The sequence below is a fragment of the Bradyrhizobium sp. USDA 326 genome (assembly GCF_049739485.1).
Lineage (GTDB): Bacteria > Pseudomonadota > Alphaproteobacteria > Rhizobiales > Xanthobacteraceae > Bradyrhizobium.
Genome location: NZ_JBMGQA010000001.1, coordinates 3767079 through 3785647, shown reverse-complemented (window position 1 = coordinate 3785647; position 18569 = coordinate 3767079). Strand labels below are relative to the sequence as shown.

The following is an 18569-nucleotide window of genomic DNA, read 5'->3' as shown; positions in this document are numbered from 1 at the left end:
AAACATCTACAATCGCCCGGGACGACCGAATAGAGAGCCTAACATCATCCAGATGCGAGCCTGCCCGCGATTCATCGAATGCTATTCCTCTTTCTGCTGTACGTAATCGCGCGTTAGGAGGTCTGCGCGGCCGACTCCGATCAACTCAGACTCGGCTGACCCGACGCAAGACGAAACCTACCTCACAGAGATACCCCCCAACCTCTTCACATAAAGTGGAGCAGAAGCGCGATGACACCAAACATTGCCTCAGCGCGCCATCATGGTCGCTCTTGCCAGGCCGAATGCATCATCAACAACGAGAGAAGCACATCTGGCCTCCCTAATATGTATGCTTCGCCACAGCTGGCCAGGGCCGCGTCGAGCCGGCATCGTGGCGAGTCCGCCGTCACTCACCGGCCGGCGATTAGGCTGACCATAGCACCTCAGGTCATGTCAAGCAGACTCAAGCAATCCTCGAGGCATCGAGGCATGCACTGGCTGCACAATCACAGCAACTCCAAGACCTTCATCTGGTGCGTCGGCGCAGCTGCTACTAACTCCCCTCTTTCGTAAGGCTCTGCCGGTATGCAAGGTGTCGTTCCTGTCCTCCTGGACAAATGACGAACTCCGTACAGTGAGAACGGCAAAAGTAGAACAACGAGCTTGCAGACAGCTAAGCAGATCCGCCTGTTTCCCGGTTTGCAGGTGATGCGTTCCGGGCAGCAAGAACAATAATCAGCTCCACCGAACTGAAGAAATGTCATGGTTCAAAAACAACAAATTCGGCCGGCTCCGCGCCTCAGGCTCTACTACCGCGATATCGCCCTAGGCGTGGCAATGGCAACTGCAATGCTTGCGCCGGTCAACGCGCTTGATCGAACGCCGACCGCAGAGGAGAAAGAGGCCTGCATGGGAGACGTGTTTCGCCTTTGTAGCAGTCACATACCAGATCGTACCGCTATTACTGCCTGCCTCAGATCCAAGCAAGATCGTCTCAGTCAGCAATGTCGCTACGTGATCTCCGGGCGGGACACCGGCAATAAGAGCAGCGGATCGAGGTGAAGATGCTGCGAGCTGTCCGCCCGACTCCTCTCCAGAAGTCGTCCCAGCTTGACGTGCAGCACGTCACACGAGGGTTCGCCCAACGGCTCACCAGCTCATGCGGGCCGGTCAACGGACGCGTCCATCGCTCCTTGGAGGCTTTCATGCGCAGGTTCATTATAGTGAGGTGGGGTCATTTCGTAGAGCCAGCTAAGCTCAGCCTGGAATTGGCATCGATATATTCATAGCACGTGCGGAAGCCGCTCTGCGGCTCCGCCACGGCGGCACCGGAAAGCGAAGCCTTGTGATCCGGCCGGAACATCGACGGCAAGCGGGCGCGAGACAGAGCTGTTATCCTCGCATCAAGCAACTCAGTGCTCTGACTAGCCGCCGATGTCCTCTCGAGGGCACCATCGAACGGAGGGAGCTTGACCCTGACGTAGCGTCAGGTTGTAGCGTCGCCACGGGTGCCACGTTCATCCGACGGCCCGCCTCAAGGACTCGTGCGGCATAGCGAGTGCGGATAGACCGGCAGCTGCATCAGGGCGCCCGGTTGCGAAGACGCCTGGCTGGACGGACGGACCCTAGATTGGATAAGGAACGTGTAAAGTTCGATGGAACCGCTTAAATCGATCATCGGCAAAGTTGCCACCGGTGCCACTCTGACCCGCGAGGAGGCCGCGTTAGCGTTCGACAGCATGATGTCCGGCGACGCAACTCCCTCGCAAATCGGTGGCTTGTTGATTGGGATGAGGGTCCGCGGGGAGACGATCGAAGAAGTCACGGGCGCCGCATCCGCAATGCGAAATATAATGCCCACCGTCGAGACGCGATGTGACCCCATCGATATCGCTGGCACGAGCGATACCGTTATGTGTTCGCTCAACGTTTCGACGTGCGCTTCGTTCATCGTCGCCGGGGTCGGCGTTCCCGTCGCCAAGAATGTCAACCGCGCGGCATCTTTGCGCTCAAGCACCGCAGACGTGTTGGCGCGCCTCGGCGTAAAGGTCGATCTCAAGCCTGAGGCAATTGCACGTTGTGTGCACGAAGCCGACATTGGCTTCATTTTTGCGTCACCCGACTATCCGGCGATGCAGCGCATCAGGCAGATCCGGAGCGTACTTGGAACCCACACGATGTTCAATCTAATCGAGGCTCTGTCGAATCCAGCCAGGGTCAAGCGGCAGATTCTTGGAGTGTTCACTCCCGAATGGGTGCAGCCTCTGGCGCAAGTCTTGAAGAACCTTGGTGCCGACTCGGTATGGGTTGTTCATGGCTCGGACGGGCTCGATGAATTATCCCTCACCGACACAAGCTTTGTTGCTGCGGTTGAGGCGGGTACAGTCCGCACGTTCGAAGTCACGCCGGAGGAAGCCGGGCTCCCCCGCTACCGCGCCGATGAGCTGGAGTGCAGTGATGTCGAGGCTCATGCCTTTGCGTTACAAAAAGTGCTTGATGGGCTGCCAGGTCGTTTTCGTGATGCCGCCCTTCTGAATGCGGCGGCCGCACTGGTGGTGGCCGGGCGGGCCTCGAACCTACAGGAAGGCGTGGCGCTTGGACAAGAATCACTTGATCGGGGCGCTGCCGCCGCTCGACTGAATCGCTTGATCGCCGTTTCAAACGCCTGACAGCCGATCTGGTTGATGCCGCATCCTTGCGATCGATAGTGCAGCTTACGCGCGAGAAAACTGTTGCAGCCGCGAATGCGGGTTACTTGTGCCGATTTCTCATGGAGCGCCCGCTTGCGCAAGTCCTGGTCAAAACAGCTCCGCGCTGAACACTCAGCCCGACAGCCAACATTTGGTGCACTAGAGGTTGTTCGCGCCCCGGTTGCTGAGGTGAGGACCCGCGACGAAGCGTGCGCAACGCGGCAAAGGAGACGATCGAAGATGCCCTGGCAGAGGATTGAAACACTTGGAACTATCGCAACGATAGAACACATCATTCGGAAGTTTCGGGAATTGATCGATACAGATAGCTCGATCCCGCCGGAGCTGCGGCGTGCGCTGCACGAGACGCTGGATGGGCATCTTCTGGAGGCAAAGCGGCGTGTTCTCCTGAGAGAAGAATAGGTCCGGATGCCGTTTACACACGGAGAGACACTGGCAGGCCGGCGTTGCGCTCTATGCCCACGCTCAAAACGCTTGCGGCCAAGCTTGGCTTCGAGCTGCTCGCTCGTTCAGCGGTGATTCCGATGGCGATTGCTCAGCGCCGCTCATCTCGCCGCGGACTGGCCATCGATGGTGATGGCCCGCATACGCACCCTGACCAACTCTACATTTCGTCCAAACTCGGCGCACTGGGGTCATGCGTTGGACACGCCGCCGGCGCATTCGCCGGATCGCTCCTAAGGCCTCAGCCACAGGCTTCCCCCTCAGGGTGGCGCTGAATGCTTGCGACACCAGCCCCTCGGGGGCCCTCTTCGGGTAGCATGAGCTTGGCCACGTTCTCATTTGCCCGCAAAAAGGGGCTTGAATCTGACGTAACGTTAAATCGTAGGCTCTTGAGGTGTTACCTACATGGGTGTGAAGGACTTCGGATGCCTCAGTTGGTCAGATCCGCGGACCGGTCGCTGGTCATGCTCCTTATGCCCGATGGCCCATTGGTCGAGAGGGCTTTGCACCAAGTTCCAATCGCGGCGCTAAGGGTAGCAAGTAACTTTCAATGCTGCGGCATTTCGGATCTGGACGAAGTGGCGGTCGCGTACCGCCCCGCCAGAGAGCCGATAACGACAGAATTGATCGACGTAGAACTCAATCCGAAGCGCCTAGATGGTGCTGCTTTCCTCAAGCTGACGCAAGCCCGCCTCTGGCGCAGCAGCGCACAAAATCAGTTTGCCGAACCCGCTACCTTCAAGCTGCTTTCCCGCACGTGGCGTCTCGATCGCGCAAAGGTGTGACAGACGGTGGGCCTGCGCAGGTTTTCGAAGTGACCCGGCGTCTTGCTCCGCGTGACCAGCGCGGCATCGGACGTTATTGCATGGCATGCGGGAGCAGCAAGTTGAAAGACCCGGCCGGCCTTAAGAAGGTTCTGTGTGTTTGATCATATTGAAGGTCAGTGCCGCTGCATCATCGGCTTCAATGATGGAGATATGAGAGCGCCATATATGTGCGGCGCCTCTGTATATCAAAGGCGCGGCAAGAAACCCTCTTCGTGGTGCGCCTGTCACAACCGACAGATGCACACGACCGCAGCAGAGCCGAGCGAAGTGAGTGATCAATCGGCAGATTTCCCTCAAGAAATAACCATCGTTCGCAACCCATGACAACCATTAAGAGCCGGCCAAAAGAAGCATATGACTGGGGCGTCGCCAAGCACTCCGGGCTTCCGATGAAACGCATCGGCACAAACACAATGTGCGGACCTGATGCACATGAATAGCGAGTTGGATTCTCCACCTTCGTCGAGCAAAACGCCAAGTATACTCCTGACAAGACCACGATCCATTTCGAACGGAAGACGCCCAGCTATGTCATCCTCAATCGACTGATCGAGCGGATCGCTCGCGCCTTCGAGAGCCAGTTTGGTGTCCAGAGAGGAGGCCGAATCAAGATGCCCCGACTCGCAGGGGACTTTGGATGCTGCGACGCAGATGGATCTTTTCCGCTTCACGACGCCAAATCAGCACTCGGTTACTTCCGCCGAGAACATCTACCTAGCGAAAATAGAGCGAGTGCATACGTAATATCCAGATCTAGCCGAATGCGGCCGGTCGGTCGAGCCGATGCGCGCTGGGAAGAAGTACCGGTCGCTTATATGACCAAGCGACTGGGGTGCGAGATCGAGGCAGACGCGCTGATCGCACATGTTTGGTCACGGTCCGTTTTAGCGTGCCGCGCGAAATCATTTCACACGAAGCATTCCGAACATCGCACTACCCAACGTCCCGCGCTTTTTCTGAAGCGAATAGCCATGCGACCGAGCTATCAATTGAGATCGGCAGATCTGAGACGGGCCGTTCTCTCCCACTACATCGCAGGTGACATCGAGACGGCGCAAACTCTCCCTGTCTCAGCGCCTTACCACGGGGTGGCACGGCTGTCATGCTTGCCATGACCATCCCATCCTGATCAAGTCCAGATGCCCGGAGGTCGCGAATGCCGCGGATCCTAATTATGAATGCCGGTACGCCTCAGATGTCGGGCGCCCATCTAACAAAGGCTCAACGTTCGCTGGCCGCCAGCTCGGCATACCGTTCAGCGTGGTTTGCTCAGGAGGGCGACCTGATCGTCTCCCCGGTAGCGATCCCGGCGGATCTGCTATCCTTCATTGGCGCGACGCTCGATTTCGATGCATCGCGTCTTCGCCTTGTTGTACCTGCGAGCCGCCAATCGACGATCCTCGATGATTGCACGTTGCTGTCCCAGCCTGTTGTCGAGCGGCTCAGAAGACATATTCGTCAGAAATCCGCCTGGCGATTGCATCCCTGCTACTTTACAGAAGGTGTCGCACGTTTGGCGGCCACACTGGGCATATCGAAGACCGGGGACGACTTCGCTCTGCAGCGCGGGCCTGATCTGTTGAATCGCAAGAGCCACTTCCGTCAGTTGGCAACAAGCGTCGCACTTCCGCTCCCTCATGGATGTGTCGCGACAGACCCAAATGGACTATTCAAAGCGGTCACTGCCCTCAAATCCGAGACGGGCAGGGTCATTGTAAAGTTGGATAATGGAGCTGGAGGAGTCGGAAATGTCATCTTGACCCGCAGCAAAAGCGATCCGCTACCTGGAGCCAGAGATACTCGGATGATTTCGTGGCCGTCGCTTGATCCTGACGCGCTTTACTCTGAGATCACAACAGCATCGTGTAAGACGCTGGTCGTCGAATCATACCACTTGGCCCGATCTCTATTTTATCTCGAGTATGAAATCCAGGATGATGCATCAATCGCTTTTATCAACAGTGGAAACATACGCCTGCGTAAAAGCACAGATCGGTCCGAACGGGCTCTCACCTGGACGGGGCTTGAGCTTCCAAGCGACCTGGAGAACGAGCAATGGTTGACTGCCCAGGAGCATGCCTACCGATTTGTGGCACTAGCGAGAGACCTGGGCTATCGCGGAATGATCAACATCGACGCCATTTTCACAAAAGACGAACGGTTGCTGTTCAATGAAGCGAACGGCCGCTGGGGTGGCGGATCGGTGTTACACAACATTGCGATCCGGCTGCTCGGCTTCGACTATTCCAGCCGCAACGTTATTCTATCTGTAAGAAATGTGCGATCGCCATCCTTTCAAGCGGCGCATGATCGCTTCTTCAAAGAAGGACTCCTATTCGACCGCACACGTAAGGCGGGCGTGATCCCGCTTGCCGCCGACGAGGAGGCTGGCACCGTGGAGTGCGTTGTGATTGCGCCAGACAGGACTGCGGCCCACGATCAGCAACACCGACTTTTGAGCTCCTAGCGAGCAATCTTCACACGCTCAATTCACTGCCCCGCTCCAAAGCAGCGCTTTATTCGGCCCTACATAAAGAGGGCACAGTCTGAGCAAATAGGTTCGGCGCTGCGGCCGGCTGCACTCCCTGAAGCGCCGGACAGGCGAGAGGCTAGGTTGATCCTTAATGCTAAACGTCGGATCATGATCGTGACCTTGCGCGGGAAATATTCTCACCCAGCTGGTCGATCGCTGCAAGAGGCTGTCCTACGCAACGGCATCCGCTAAGCGCATTGCGTCCATCAATCGGACATTCTCTCGGCGGAGATTAGAGTCATGCTCGAGCGGCTGCGTTTGCAACCGGCGACTTTCGCAACTGCACGCATGCGGCACCAATCTTCGGGTGAGGACGAGGGCCGACCTTATAGTGGGATGATGGCTCGCCTACAACGAGAACCTGGGCAGACTCATATCAGGCGCGCCACCTCATAGCCGAGCGGTAGAACTTTCGATGACCCGGCGGTTCGCGCCGCCCCTTTTTGAACAGAAGTAGACAAGAGATCGGCGCTCCCCGCTCGACACCGGCTTAACTTCATGCCGGACCTTACATGTCGTGACAAGCACGGCGCCGAATGGTGGCCGGAATACGTGCTGTTCGTACACGGTAGGATATACCACGAACTCACCCCCCTCGAAGTCTCTCGCTAGCTGCACAATCACCGCGTACTCGAAGTCCGGATCACTCTTCGCATCCAAATGGATGCCCACAAAGGACCCGGGCGGCATACGATGCATTTGGCATCGGCGAACCACGTAATCTGAGGATGCTCCGAAGATCTGTCTTAGCGCGAAGCTGCGGTCTTTACTTTCAAGTAGCTCCATGATCTGCCCTGAAGCTGTACCACTCACGTTGCTAGGCGCCCGGCCGGGTGGATCTACCCTTACGCGCTTGACAAAGACGCTGTGCAAGTCGCCGGCATCTCCCTCCCGCACTTCTTCCTCGGGAATCTCAGCCTGCAGCTGATCGATCTTGGTCAAGTCGGCTTGAGTGAACAATATCTGGGGGGCGATAACGGCCGTCCCCTTTACTAACAGCTCTATGCGGTACTTTGTCAGCATTTCCTCTGAAAGCTGGCGGGATTTATCACTCATTGCGCGCGCCATTCGAGCTCACTCCTTTGATCTTCGAAGCAGGACTCCGGGTCCTTGTGCATTGAGACGAATGCTTGCTCCCAATGCTCGCCATCGAACTCGGTTATTCTTACGCGCGCGATCGTCCTTCTGTCCAGGCATCGAATATTTACGCTGAACCCGGAGGGGTTCGACCTCGGCCTATAGAATGGCTTTACCCCACAAAGCCGGCAAAACGTGTGCCGAGCAATGTTCTTGTTGAACTGATATGTAGTGAGGAATTCTTCACCGCGCTCGATGCGTAGCTTATCGCCAGTTACGAGTAAGTGGAGAAACCCAGACATTTGACAAATCGAGCAATTGCAACGAACTCCAGAGAGCTCCCGCGGCGCTCTGACGTAGAACTTGACAGAGCCACAATGGCAACTGCCATGATGTTCGATCTCCGAGTGATCATCTCCGGTGCGTGCCGCAATTGCGATGAGATCGCGGCACCACTGGACGCTGACCCGATAGGCTTGGAGGAATTCATTCAAAAAACGATCACTACGGTCAGGCTGCACAAGTTCACCAATCAGCCGGCCTGTCATTTCTCCGTGGTACTTCTCCGCGGGATCTTCTCCGCCCACATGGCTGCGAAAATACTCCAGATCGTCCGGCTGCGCTTTAAACGTTTCGGCCAGGGTGGTCCACAGCGATTGGATCATGTCCGCAGCATGTAGCTCAAAAGCTACCATGTAAGCGCAACGAACGAGGGAGTCTTTCGATGACAATCCGGCGTAGAGAGAATGCAGATACTGCTTCGTCCTAGAGCTATAGTTGGGCAGTATTGCTCGGCCGAGTAGTTGGGAGGCATCTTTCTTCAACAGGTTGGAGTGAAAGCTTTCTGTCAACAGAATATCCGGTAGCGCGGCCTTGCCCCCCTGGAGAATTCGGCCATGGCCTCCGGTCTCGTCCCAACAGATAAAGTTCGCGACCACGCTGGTCAGCTCAATGTCTCTCGCAATATCCCGATTGTGATGCATTGCATCAAATATGAGGTCCCCTTGGGACCCCGCCTGCAGGTACGGGAACGCCTGTGACATCGCCAGATATTCGGGCAGCACCCTGGCAACCTGATCTTCGGACAACTGAGAGGCGAACGGATGCGGGCCGAACAAGGCTCGCGCTTGCTCGGTCAGGTACTCGCAGCATATCTTCGGAGGCTGATCCGCTGCAAATCGAGACGCTTGAGATGTCATGTGATCCCTGCAGATGAGAAGCGAACGGTCCCTGACGAAGCAGCTTCGTGTCCGGGCCACCTATTAACCGCCCTGGGTTCATTTGCTTAGAAGGGCCAATGATTGCGCTCACCTTCCAGGCGAACTTTTGGTAGTTTGCTTCGCGATGGCAGACAGCGGCATGCTCAGTCCAGCTCATAAGCATCGAAGGGAATGCGTTCATTATTGGAGCGGCGGGAATCCAGTCGGATTCCTCTCCACCAGCAGTCCGACGCCGCAGTGCCCGCCCCGACCAGCATTCGCGCGGAGACTCATAATGGATACTGCGCCGCCCACGCCGTTTTGTAGCTAATGTCGCGTGGGCGAGTGGCGTGCCTGGCCGCTCGGCACGCTTGCAGCTTTCGCGATCTTGGGCGAATGGATCAAGCCCTCGCGGGTGCTGCTCCCGCCATTTCGCCGAACCGCTGTCAGCCTGGGACAGCATTGTAGACTCCAATTTGTACCTATGATGCTCTTAAGGTTTTTGGCCCCTGGTGTCACATACCGCTGCTGGCGGCACAAAGCATCTCAAAGAGACCCTCACCCGTTCTTCGTTCGCGATTACCACCTCTAAGTTCTTAGTCGCTCTCAGCAATCATTATGCCAACTCTTGGATTCGCTCCGTAAGATCTGAATCAGTTGATACAACGGTCGTGTCGCCTCCTCATTGCGAGTGTATCGACCTTGAGAGCCTGCGCGCCGCTGTCAGAAAGCAAACAGCGAAGAGCCAGCGGCCGCTCACATGCGTACAGGTCTGCTCAATCGCGGAGACTGCTTCAAAGGCGACGCATGGGTTGACTTTGCGCCCCGAAGCCAGCGACAGCGCTTTGTGCGTGCAGACGGCAGCGCTAGTATGGTGACCCGGGTCGCTGACTATTGCGTCTTCGCCGTGACCGTTACAAGAGAAGAAATGGCCTTCCACGTCGTCGAATACGACCGAACGGTGACCTGGAACATACGCAGGCCCCTTTGCCTGTGCCCCGACAATCCCCCGCGACTCCGTCGTAGCGTAACGTGGTCTAGGGAACATCCGGGCCCGCTGCTCGCGAGATCGACGGATGCCATGGGCAGACCCTATTGGTAGCTGGCCGAGATGGGTCGCTACATGTTGCGCGCTCTTCGACACGGGTGCGGCGTTGATACATTTCTGGAGCGTATCCACTATCATGGCCTGGACTCTCCGGATCGAGCGCCACGAGCAAGTGCCGCAAGATCGGTTTCGAGCTTCGGTTGAAGCGAGAACATTGCGTCTATCAACGCCTGCGCCGGTTGCTCAGCGGCCTCAACCAGCGCCGCCTTCTCGGCCCGCGCAGAGGGAGCGAACACACGCTTAACGACCGTCGGCGAGCCCTTGAGACCGCAGTTGGAGGTGTCTTCGACACCGGCTTCTTGCGCGCTCCATTTCACGATTTGGGCACGCGCGGCACGCAAGGCATCCGCCATCGCGCCGCGCCGAATCTGATTGGTCGCCTCAAGCATGGTGATGAGGCACGGCAATTTGGTTTGCAACACCTGCACACCACCTTCGCAGCGTCGTTCCACTTCAATCGTTTGAGCGGCGAGGTCCAAGGATCTGATCTTAGCAACGTAAGTCAGCTGCACTACGCCCACTCGCTTTGCGATGCCGGGCCCCACCTGCGCAGTATCGCCGTCGATGGTCTGCTTTCCCGTGAAAATGACATTCGTCGGGCGATAGTCCTTACCGATTTTCCGGATGGCGGTTGCAAGTGCATACGTTGTGGCCAGTGTGTCGGAGCCCGCAAAGCAGCGATCGGTGAGTAGGACGGCGCGATCGGCACCATAAGCCAGCGCCTTTCGCAGGGACTCTTCTGCCGATGGCGGTCCCATGGTAAGCACGGTAATTTCGCCGCCGAACCGATCGCGCAGCTCCAGCGCGGCCTCGAGCGCGAAGAGGTCATATGGGTTGATGATTGTCGGCACTCCCTGGCGCATGATTGTATTGGTCACGGGGTGAACGCGGATTTGCGCCGAGTCCGGAACCTGTTTGATGCAGACGACATTGTGCACGATGTTGCTCCAACAGTTGCGATAGCTGCGAAGAGAACAGCAAGTGTTGTACCATCGCCGTTGCCTGGAATCGGCTCGCTGTCAAAAAGGCTTAAACCGGGCGATAAGTCGCTCCAGCCGCTCTTCCTGACGAACGAATGCCGACACAAGTCAGGGCACCGACAACGCGGTTCCGCTCGTCACGCCAGCCGAGAGACGCAAGGGATGCTCGCAGGATCACTGCTGCGAACCACCTGCGGGCATCGGGCCGATCGACGGTTAAGCATTGCCGCTCACTCGTCCGCAGAATAGGGATGATAGCTTGTTACATGTTCGAGCTACGGAGGACGGTTCACGATTGTATGGCCCCAGGTGAGGCTCTGTAACTCATGGCGCACAAATCCATGTTGCGCGCGCGCCGTCGTCGCCGCAGGCCGGCCCATTCCCTTCAGAGTGCGTAGATTGCCTCTTCGGAATCATTCTTCAACTATCTATTTGGCAGCAGAAGTTCCGACGGGTGTGGTTGTTCAGAACCGCTTTATCTCAACTCCGTATTTTCGCAGCGCATAGCCGATTTGGCGCGGGGTTAGTCCGAGTAGGCGCGCTGCCTTGGCCTGCACCCAGCCAGATTTTTCCATGGCCGCAATGACACGCTCGCGATCGGTCATGCTCGCACCACCAACGAGAACTGTGCCGGCAGGTGCCAGTGGGGCCGGTCCGCAGACAGACTGCGGTGGCAATGTCGTTTGAGCTAGCGGAATGATGGACTTTGCAGGCATCGGCTGCATGGGTACCGCCACGTCGGCCTTGTCGTTCGATGTGCTTTTCCAGAGCATCATGGAAAGGCACTGGCCTTGGCAGCATGCAAAGTCACTTCTCACAATCGATGGCCCGGTACACAGCGTCGCTGTTCGCTCGATGCAATTTTCGAGTTCGCGAATATTTCCCGGAAACCCGCAGTTCATCAGTACCTCGATCGCACTCGCCTCCAGGGTGAGCGTACGGCCGTTCTCGCTGTTGAACTTTCTGAGGAACTCTCGGGCTAGCAGCGGAATATCAGTGCGTCTTTGGCGCAGCGGCGGCAACAACAAGGGAACTACGCTAATACGATAGTAGAGGTCCGCGCGGAACTCGCTCCTTGCCACGGCCTCTTCAAGGTTCTTGTTGGTCGCAGCTATGACTCGAACATCGACCTTAATCGTGTGATTGCTACCGACGCGCTCGAACTCCTGCTCTTGCAGAACTCGCAGCAATTTCGCCTGGAACGGAGCTGAGATCTCTCCGATCTCATCCAGAAATAGCGTCCCTTTGTCAGCAAGCTCGAAGCGCCCCTTGCGCGAGCTGACCGCACCGGTAAAGGCACCTTTCTCATGGCCAAACAATTCCGATTCCAGAACCGTCTCTGGCAGCGCCGCGCAATTCAGTTTAACGAACGGTCGTTTAGCGCGGGACGAGGACTCGTGAATGGCCTTGGCTACGAGCTCCTTGCCGGTGCCGGATTCGCCCCGCAGCAGAACCGTGCTGTTCGATTTGGCTACAACCGCAATCTTCTCGAGCAGAGCGCTCAGCGCGGCGCTGTCGCCAATGATCCCGTGGGCGTGAAGCTTCTTGCGCTCGCGAGCGGCCACCTCAAGCTCAACAATCTTCTGTGGCTGGTCTTTGTCCACTAACAATCGTTCACGATCGCAGGCCAACAAGCGATGTAGCTTGACTGTTTGTCCCACCAAGTTGGCGACCATAGCCAGCAGTCGCGCATCGTACTCGAGCCGAAGACTGGAACTATCGTCCTGGATACGGTCTACCGTCAGCGTACCAACGACCCTCGCTTCAATACGAATAGGAACCCCAATAAACGATACGCGCACGCTGTCGGAGGCGCCGAGAAGCTCCCGGTCGGCAGCGCTGAAGGCTGGCTCGCCGGCTACGCTCTCGACAATAAGAGGCCCGTCTGTCGCTACGATCTGGGCGATTGCTTTCTGCGGCAGGCACGTGCGGTAACGTTCGTCACTGCCTTCGCTCCAGCCGGCGCCAACGGTAATTTCCGGGATACCGTCATCGTGGAATAGCGAGACGATGCCGTGTCGCATCTGCACAAACGATTGCAGCAGGCCAAGGACCTTGGCCAACATGACTTCGAGCCGACCAGGGGCGCTGACTATTTTCGATATTTCGAAGATGCCGGCCAGCGCGCTCTCATACGACGGCTGCCCCGAGGGATCACGCTCCGGCTCCGGTTGCGAGGCAGGTCGTTCGCCCGAGGATGGGATGTGCAGCATGAGCCTGTCTCCGTTGTCTTGATTATCCTCCATGGAGCCATGTTGGGATTGGCGAGCTTCGTTTTGCATGTCACTCTCTGATCTAGCCCCACGTGTTGAGGAGATGACATAGAACCGTGACACCTTATTATGGCACGACACCACACTTGCAATGTGCCCTCGTTTCACTTTTTGCGGATCGTGCGCGTCGTCAGCGGAGAACATACGTGCCGCTGCAGGACACGTCAGCTGCGTCGCCAGAGCGGCGGCTTTACAAATGCTGCCCGCCATTGATCGGCACCTCGGCTCCCGTGACATAACTCGCCGCATCCGAGCACAGGAAGAAGATGACTTTGGCCACTTCATCCGGGGTCCCCACTCTGCGCAGCGGGATACCTGGCACGAGACGGGCTTCCGTGTCTGGCGATAGCATGTCGGTCTTGATTTCGCCGGGCGCGATCGCATTCACACGAATGCCATGCGGCGCATAATCATAGGCCAGCTCGCGTGTGAGGCTCGCAAGCGCCGCTTTCGAGGTCGCATAGGCGCTACCGGCGAATGGGTGCACCCGTGAGCCTGCTATTGAAGTCACATTTACGATTGATCCTGACGCGGCTCTTAGCTCGTCAAACAGACCCTGCGCCAGCAGGATCGGAGCTACCAGATTAAGATGAAACACCCCCATCCAGGTCTCGGTTGACGTGGTCAACGACGTCATCCGATCGCCAGTGGGCGTTTTCGGCGAGACCCCGGCATTATTCACCAGCGCGTGCAAGGGCGCACCAGCCAAGCGCTTCTTGACCTCGGTGATCGCACGCGGCAGCATTCGATGATTGCTGAGGTCGATCTGGAAATGATCGTCATTCCCTGCCTCCCAGGAGCATCGCTCGCCGTCGAAAGGTTGGCGCGCGCAAGAAATGACACGCCAGCCCGCCTCCGAGAAGAGCTTGGCAGTGGCATGACCAATTCCGCGCGATGCCCCCGTGAGCAACATCGTCTTTTGTTCTCTACGATTATCACGCGCTTTATCGGCGTAAACGAGGCAACCCAAATGTGTTTCGGCCAGCGGCTCTCTAATCAGATTGTCATTCGGCAGATCGAGACCCAAGGCCGCCTCCTCTACTGTTAGGGCAGCGGACGATTAGCAGGATTTGCGCCACTGCGGTGCAGGTAAATCACCTCCGTTTTGCGTCCTAACGTCGCGCACACCGAACACTTGGCCGATTTCAGACAGCCGTGGGTGTGCTTTGTGACAACAATGGCAAATCAGCTACGTAAGCTCTCTAGCACACTCGCCTGCTTCATCACAGGGGACGGGCCGCGCTCGCTTTCTTGATCGCGCAACCGAATGAGCTGCGGCTTGTCGGCGCCTCGCCGAAGTCAACGACCGCTCGGGAGCGACCACGGACATTTTGCCGCGCTAACTCTAAAACTGACGTACCAGCCTCGCACGTCAGATTCGTCAATCGTCGATTCTGTTTGTCGCACCCCTGGGCAGAACTGGAAATATCGCTGGACGGGTTGGCTCCAGGCACGAGCTGGCGAACTGATATGTTCATCCACGCTCGAGCACTGATCAGCTCCGATTTGTGGCTGACCGAAGGATGACGACGACGTGTTCCGTCTGCTTAACGCTGCGCAGCACTTTAGGGCGGTTGTTATCGACGTCACGGCTCAAGCGAAGGCACTTAGCCGTCGCTTCGTTCTGCTCTTCGTTGCAACAGCATCACGTTGGGCAGACGATTGTCGCCTGTACAAGAACTGGCAGTACTCTTGGATGCAAAGAGCGACAATCAGGTCGATCAAGCGCGCTACAACTTTCATGAAGCTACGAGCTCTTGCGAGTTGTCTTCGACCAAGATCAACCTGCTCGGATCGTTCAAGTCGAACTCTATAACGCGTGGAGCAAAGAGACGCGCATAGCGCGTGAAGGCGCTCGTTGGGGGAAACCGGATCACCGTGTCGCAGCGCGCAAGGAGATACATCTCAGTGAGGGCAGAAAAGCCACCCTCGGCTCCGAGGGCGGCGTTGTGCAACGGGCCGGCGTGAGGCGCCTGGAACTGTTTTGGAATCGCAAAAACATCGGGAAATATTGCCGACACCTGCTCAAGGATGAGCGCGCTGTCCGTGCACAGGAATGCCCTCACAGGCCTCGCATGTGGTAACGCCCTCGCCTTTTCAATGGCATTACAGACCTGTCGAAACGCGCGCTCCGCGTCCGCCCAGTAGGGAGCATGCCCCATAATGTCCTCACCGTTGCCATGCCGGACATGAATTCCGATCACACTGTACGGCTCAAAGTGCTCGCGGTAGATGGCATCAATCCGAGCCTGAATTGCAGCTCGCGGCTTTATACTCCGAAAGATCTCGCGCTCCGCCTCCTGATCGCAGCGCCACATCAGGCAGGCATCACACACAACCGTGTTAGCGTCACTATCTCTCTGACTTTGGAACAGTTGATCGAGTTGGTCGCGTTCCCGGAAGATCTGCTCGTTCGGGCGGTAGACGCAATCGATAGATGGCTTGTTCCACCATGCCGGAAAGAATGGTCCCGGAAACGAACGTTTGTTGATGTCGTCGTCGCAAATCACCGGCACGCCGGCAATGTCTTCAACCGGTTCGAAGAAGACTGGAAAGGCATTGGTGAATGGTTCATCAAGATAGCAAGAGCCCCGCCAATCGATGGCTAGCGTCCGCCCTGTCTGCTTTGCAAAACGCCAAGCTGCCGCCAGGGACCACAGACAGTCGCCAAAACCCGTACGTCGCCGGGACACTACGAACCGAACATTCATCGCACCGCTAACCATCTCGATTGCCTTTTCGCGCGCTCCTGGTTGGACAAAAGACATCGATACAGACATCTCGGGTCTCTTCTCGCCCGGCGTCACAGTCTGTTGCGGTTCCGGCGAGCTGCGTCGGTAGAACTTCATAGCAGGGCTATCCGTGATGGCCGCGTTCTCTCAACACTTTCTGTCCTTTCTTCAGCGGTGTTGTATCGACCTGCCCGAAGTCCGATGCCCAATACTCCCTGTGCGTCGGATGGGATGGTCCCCTCACATGCAGGCATAGGAGGCGTGGCCACATGCGCTTCGTGGTGATTCACCAAGGAAAGTCGGGACGGATCGATCTCTGCCCCGAACTCCCGTGCCAGAAGCTGCCGCAGCAACAGTTTGGCGTCTAGCGTAACTGGTTGAGAAACAAAAAGACGCTCGAGGATGGTTTTGCAATAGGCTTCAGTCGCGTAGGACGCGATGCGATCGATCATCCCCGAGCTCGACTCCTGCGGCAGACAGGCAGTATCGGGTCGGGCTGCTAGGGAACTTGTTGGAGTGCTTGACACAGTTGAGACGCTCCTCTTCGACAGCAGCAATTACGCGGCCATCCTGCACAAAAACCGCAGTGCCACCGTGAAGAAATGTATTCGGCAGCTCCGGAGAGCTTTCATGGATTCTATCAAGGTCACCACTCAGTCCCGGGCACAACATCCCGTCCTCCATCGTGACGGGAAGGCCAACTGCCGTCCCATCGAACTAACCTGTACAATCACGCTCCGCCGGTGCGCGGGCCAGACAGCACAACATGACTTTGCAAGGCCTGTCTCGGCGCCTAGCGACAGGCACTCAGAAATAGGGTGGCTGACGTCCGACGCCGATAGACCGAACAGGCGGCCATAGATCTGGCTCGATCGCAGCCTCTTAAGGCCGTTGCAGAAGCCGCTGTAACGGACCAGGTCACTCGCGAGCTACCGCGGAAGGACTCATGATACTGCATCGATTGACTTTCTCGCGTTCGCTCAATTGACGTCAACGCAGCAGGCGTCGCCGAAATAGTGCTGTCGACGCGAAAAAGGGCAAGACCGCGTAAACACAAAGCGCACCTACGTGCAGGGCGGCACTGTCGACGCCGCGCTCAAGCATCGTTGGACGAATAAGGTCGACCGAATGTGCGAGCGGCAACAAGCCGGCAAAGTGCTGAAATGAGTCAGGCAGTTGACTCGTCGGAAAGATCGCGCCACAGAGAAACACCATGGGCGTAATGACGAGCGACTGGTAAAACACGAAGTAATCGTAAGTTGGCGCAAGAGATATGACGACCATTGCCAGGCTGGCGAAGACAAGACCCGTAAGGGCGACTGTGGGTATCGCGCACAGAATGGACGTCCAGGATGCATAGCCCAGCGCTGCAGCGACAATCCCGATTGCTGTCCCCGCTAGAACGGACTTACTGGCCGCCCACACCAACTCACCTAGAACGATATCGCCGAGCGTGAGCTGTGTGAACAGAATTCCCTCCCAGGTGCGTTTGACACCCATCCTAGCAAAGGCCGCATATAGGGTTTCAAAGGTCGCGGATGTCATCGCACTGATTGCGACCATACCGGCCGCCAAAAAGGCAATGTACGAAGTCCCCTCAACTCGTCCCACGATAAGTCCGAGGCCAAAGCCAAGGCCCAACAGATTGGTTATAGGGTCTGCGAGATTGCCGAGAAGCGATGCAAGCGCGACTTTCCTCCATGCCAGGAAATTTCGTCGCCATACCGCGATCCAGTTGTACGCGTTAGCCGGCATCACCGACGCATAGCCATCATCCATCGCTCATTTCTCCATCTCGCGCCCGGTCAACCGCAAGAACACGTCTTCGAGATTCGGAGGGCGCTGCAGTACGCGAAGGTTTGCTTGCCCGCGCAGGTGCACGCGGACTTGCTCCGGATATGGCGCGTAACAAAAAAGCGTCTCTCCACTCACTTCGATATGCCGCGCATAAGGCCTGATCAGCTCTCGAAGTTGATTGGGATCACCGCCATAGATCTCAATCACGTTGCAGCCGATATGCTCGTCGATCAAGGCATCTGGTTTGCCTTCGGCGATTTTGCATCCACTCTCAAGCACGCATAAGCGATCGCACAGGCGCTCGGCCTCTTCCATGAAGTGAGTGGTCAAGAGGATCGTCTTGCCACGCGCAAGCAGGGCCCGCAGGCGTTCCCAAATCAGGTGACGTGCATGCGGATCCAGGCCAGTGGTGGGCTCATCCATCACGAGTAGATGTGGATCATTAACCAGGGCACGCGCCAGTGTCAGCCGCCGCCTCATGCCACCGGATAACTCGGAGACACGCACGTCCGCTCTGCTTTCAAGACGCGCAAACTCAAGCAGCGCGGGCGCAACCGCCTCGATTCTGCGAGCGCTCATGCCAAAATAGCGGCCAAACACAAGCAGATTCTCTCGCACTGTGAACTCGAGCTCAAGGTTGTCGAACTGCGGCACCACCCCGACGCGCGTACGCGCCGCACGAGCTCGGGAAGGCACAGGCTCATCGAGGACTGTAATATTGCCTGCGTCGGGCGAAATCATGCCGAGGAGCATGCGCGCAATCGTACTCTTGCCAGCTCCATTCGGCCCAAGCAGTCCGAAGCACTCTCCGCGCGCGACCGAGAACGACAGGTCGTTGACGATAAGGTTGTCGCCAAATGACTTTTTTACCCCGGCAAGGTCGATCGCCACAGTGGACATGTTCAT

At 57.3% G+C, this 18569-nt stretch carries 11 protein-coding genes and 1 pseudogene; 3 read left to right on the top strand and 9 right to left on the bottom strand.

What is annotated here, in order from left to right; translation table 11 throughout:
* Window positions 1-1637: 1637 nt before the first annotated feature.
* The 3 genes from trpD to ABIG06_RS17795 all read left to right on the top strand — a co-directional run bounded on the left by trpD (window position 1638) and on the right by ABIG06_RS17795 (window position 6431).
* Window positions 1638-2651 carry an anthranilate phosphoribosyltransferase gene (gene trpD / locus ABIG06_RS17805; protein WP_124163645.1) on the top strand — a complete coding sequence of 338 codons (1014 nt, stop codon included), beginning with the start codon at window positions 1638-1640 and terminating at the stop codon, window positions 2649-2651.
* 911 nt (window positions 2652-3562) lie between these two features.
* On the top strand, window positions 3563-3922 hold the full coding sequence (locus ABIG06_RS17800) for a hypothetical protein (RefSeq protein ID WP_245454662.1): 360 nt from the start codon (window positions 3563-3565) through the stop codon (window positions 3920-3922).
* A 1216-nt stretch (window positions 3923-5138) separates the two neighbouring features.
* Window positions 5139-6431, top strand: a complete 1293-nt coding sequence (locus tag ABIG06_RS17795) for a peptide ligase PGM1-related protein (protein WP_245454663.1) — start codon at window positions 5139-5141, stop codon at window positions 6429-6431.
* A gap of 456 nt (window positions 6432-6887) precedes the next feature.
* Here ABIG06_RS17795 and ABIG06_RS17790 read toward each other — a convergent pair whose 3' ends face one another.
* The 9 genes and pseudogenes from ABIG06_RS17790 to nodI all read right to left on the bottom strand — a co-directional run bounded on the left by ABIG06_RS17790 (window position 6888) and on the right by nodI (window position 18569).
* On the bottom strand, window positions 6888-7565 hold the full coding sequence (locus tag ABIG06_RS17790; RefSeq protein ID WP_124163647.1) for a 2OG-Fe(II) oxygenase: 678 nt from the start codon (window positions 7563-7565) through the stop codon (window positions 6888-6890).
* Window positions 7550-8773 (bottom strand): GFA family protein, encoded by a 1224-nt coding sequence (locus ABIG06_RS17785; protein WP_124163648.1) that lies wholly within the window; start codon window positions 8771-8773, stop codon window positions 7550-7552. The genes ABIG06_RS17790 and ABIG06_RS17785 overlap by 16 nt, the downstream gene beginning before the upstream one ends.
* Window positions 8774-9955: 1182 nt before the next feature.
* Window positions 9956-10819, bottom strand: a complete 864-nt coding sequence (locus ABIG06_RS17780) for an electron transfer flavoprotein subunit beta/FixA family protein (RefSeq protein WP_124163649.1) — start codon at window positions 10817-10819, stop codon at window positions 9956-9958.
* Between the two features lie 506 nt (window positions 10820-11325).
* Entirely contained in the window at window positions 11326-13143 is a 1818-nt protein-coding gene (nifA, locus tag ABIG06_RS17775) for a nif-specific transcriptional activator NifA (RefSeq protein ID WP_124163650.1), read from the bottom strand.
* 181 nt (window positions 13144-13324) lie between these two features.
* Window positions 13325-14161, bottom strand: coding sequence for an SDR family NAD(P)-dependent oxidoreductase (locus ABIG06_RS17770; RefSeq protein WP_124163651.1), 837 nt, complete (start codon window positions 14159-14161; stop codon window positions 13325-13327).
* Window positions 14162-14873: 712 nt separating this feature from the next.
* Complete coding sequence (locus ABIG06_RS17765; RefSeq protein WP_124163652.1) at window positions 14874-15983, bottom strand: nodulation protein NodZ; 1110 nt, start codon at window positions 15981-15983, stop codon at window positions 14874-14876.
* 143 nt (window positions 15984-16126) lie between these two features.
* Window positions 16127-16538: pseudogene (locus ABIG06_RS17760) on the bottom strand (carbamoyltransferase N-terminal domain-containing protein); the annotation flags it as partial.
* A 318-nt stretch (window positions 16539-16856) separates the two neighbouring features.
* On the bottom strand, window positions 16857-17645 hold the full coding sequence (locus ABIG06_RS17755) for an ABC transporter permease (RefSeq protein ID WP_124163654.1): 789 nt from the start codon (window positions 17643-17645) through the stop codon (window positions 16857-16859).
* A 3-nt stretch (window positions 17646-17648) separates the two neighbouring features.
* A complete protein-coding gene (gene nodI, locus ABIG06_RS17750) occupies window positions 17649-18569 on the bottom strand; it encodes a nodulation factor ABC transporter ATP-binding protein NodI (protein WP_124163655.1) in 921 nt (306 codons plus the stop codon).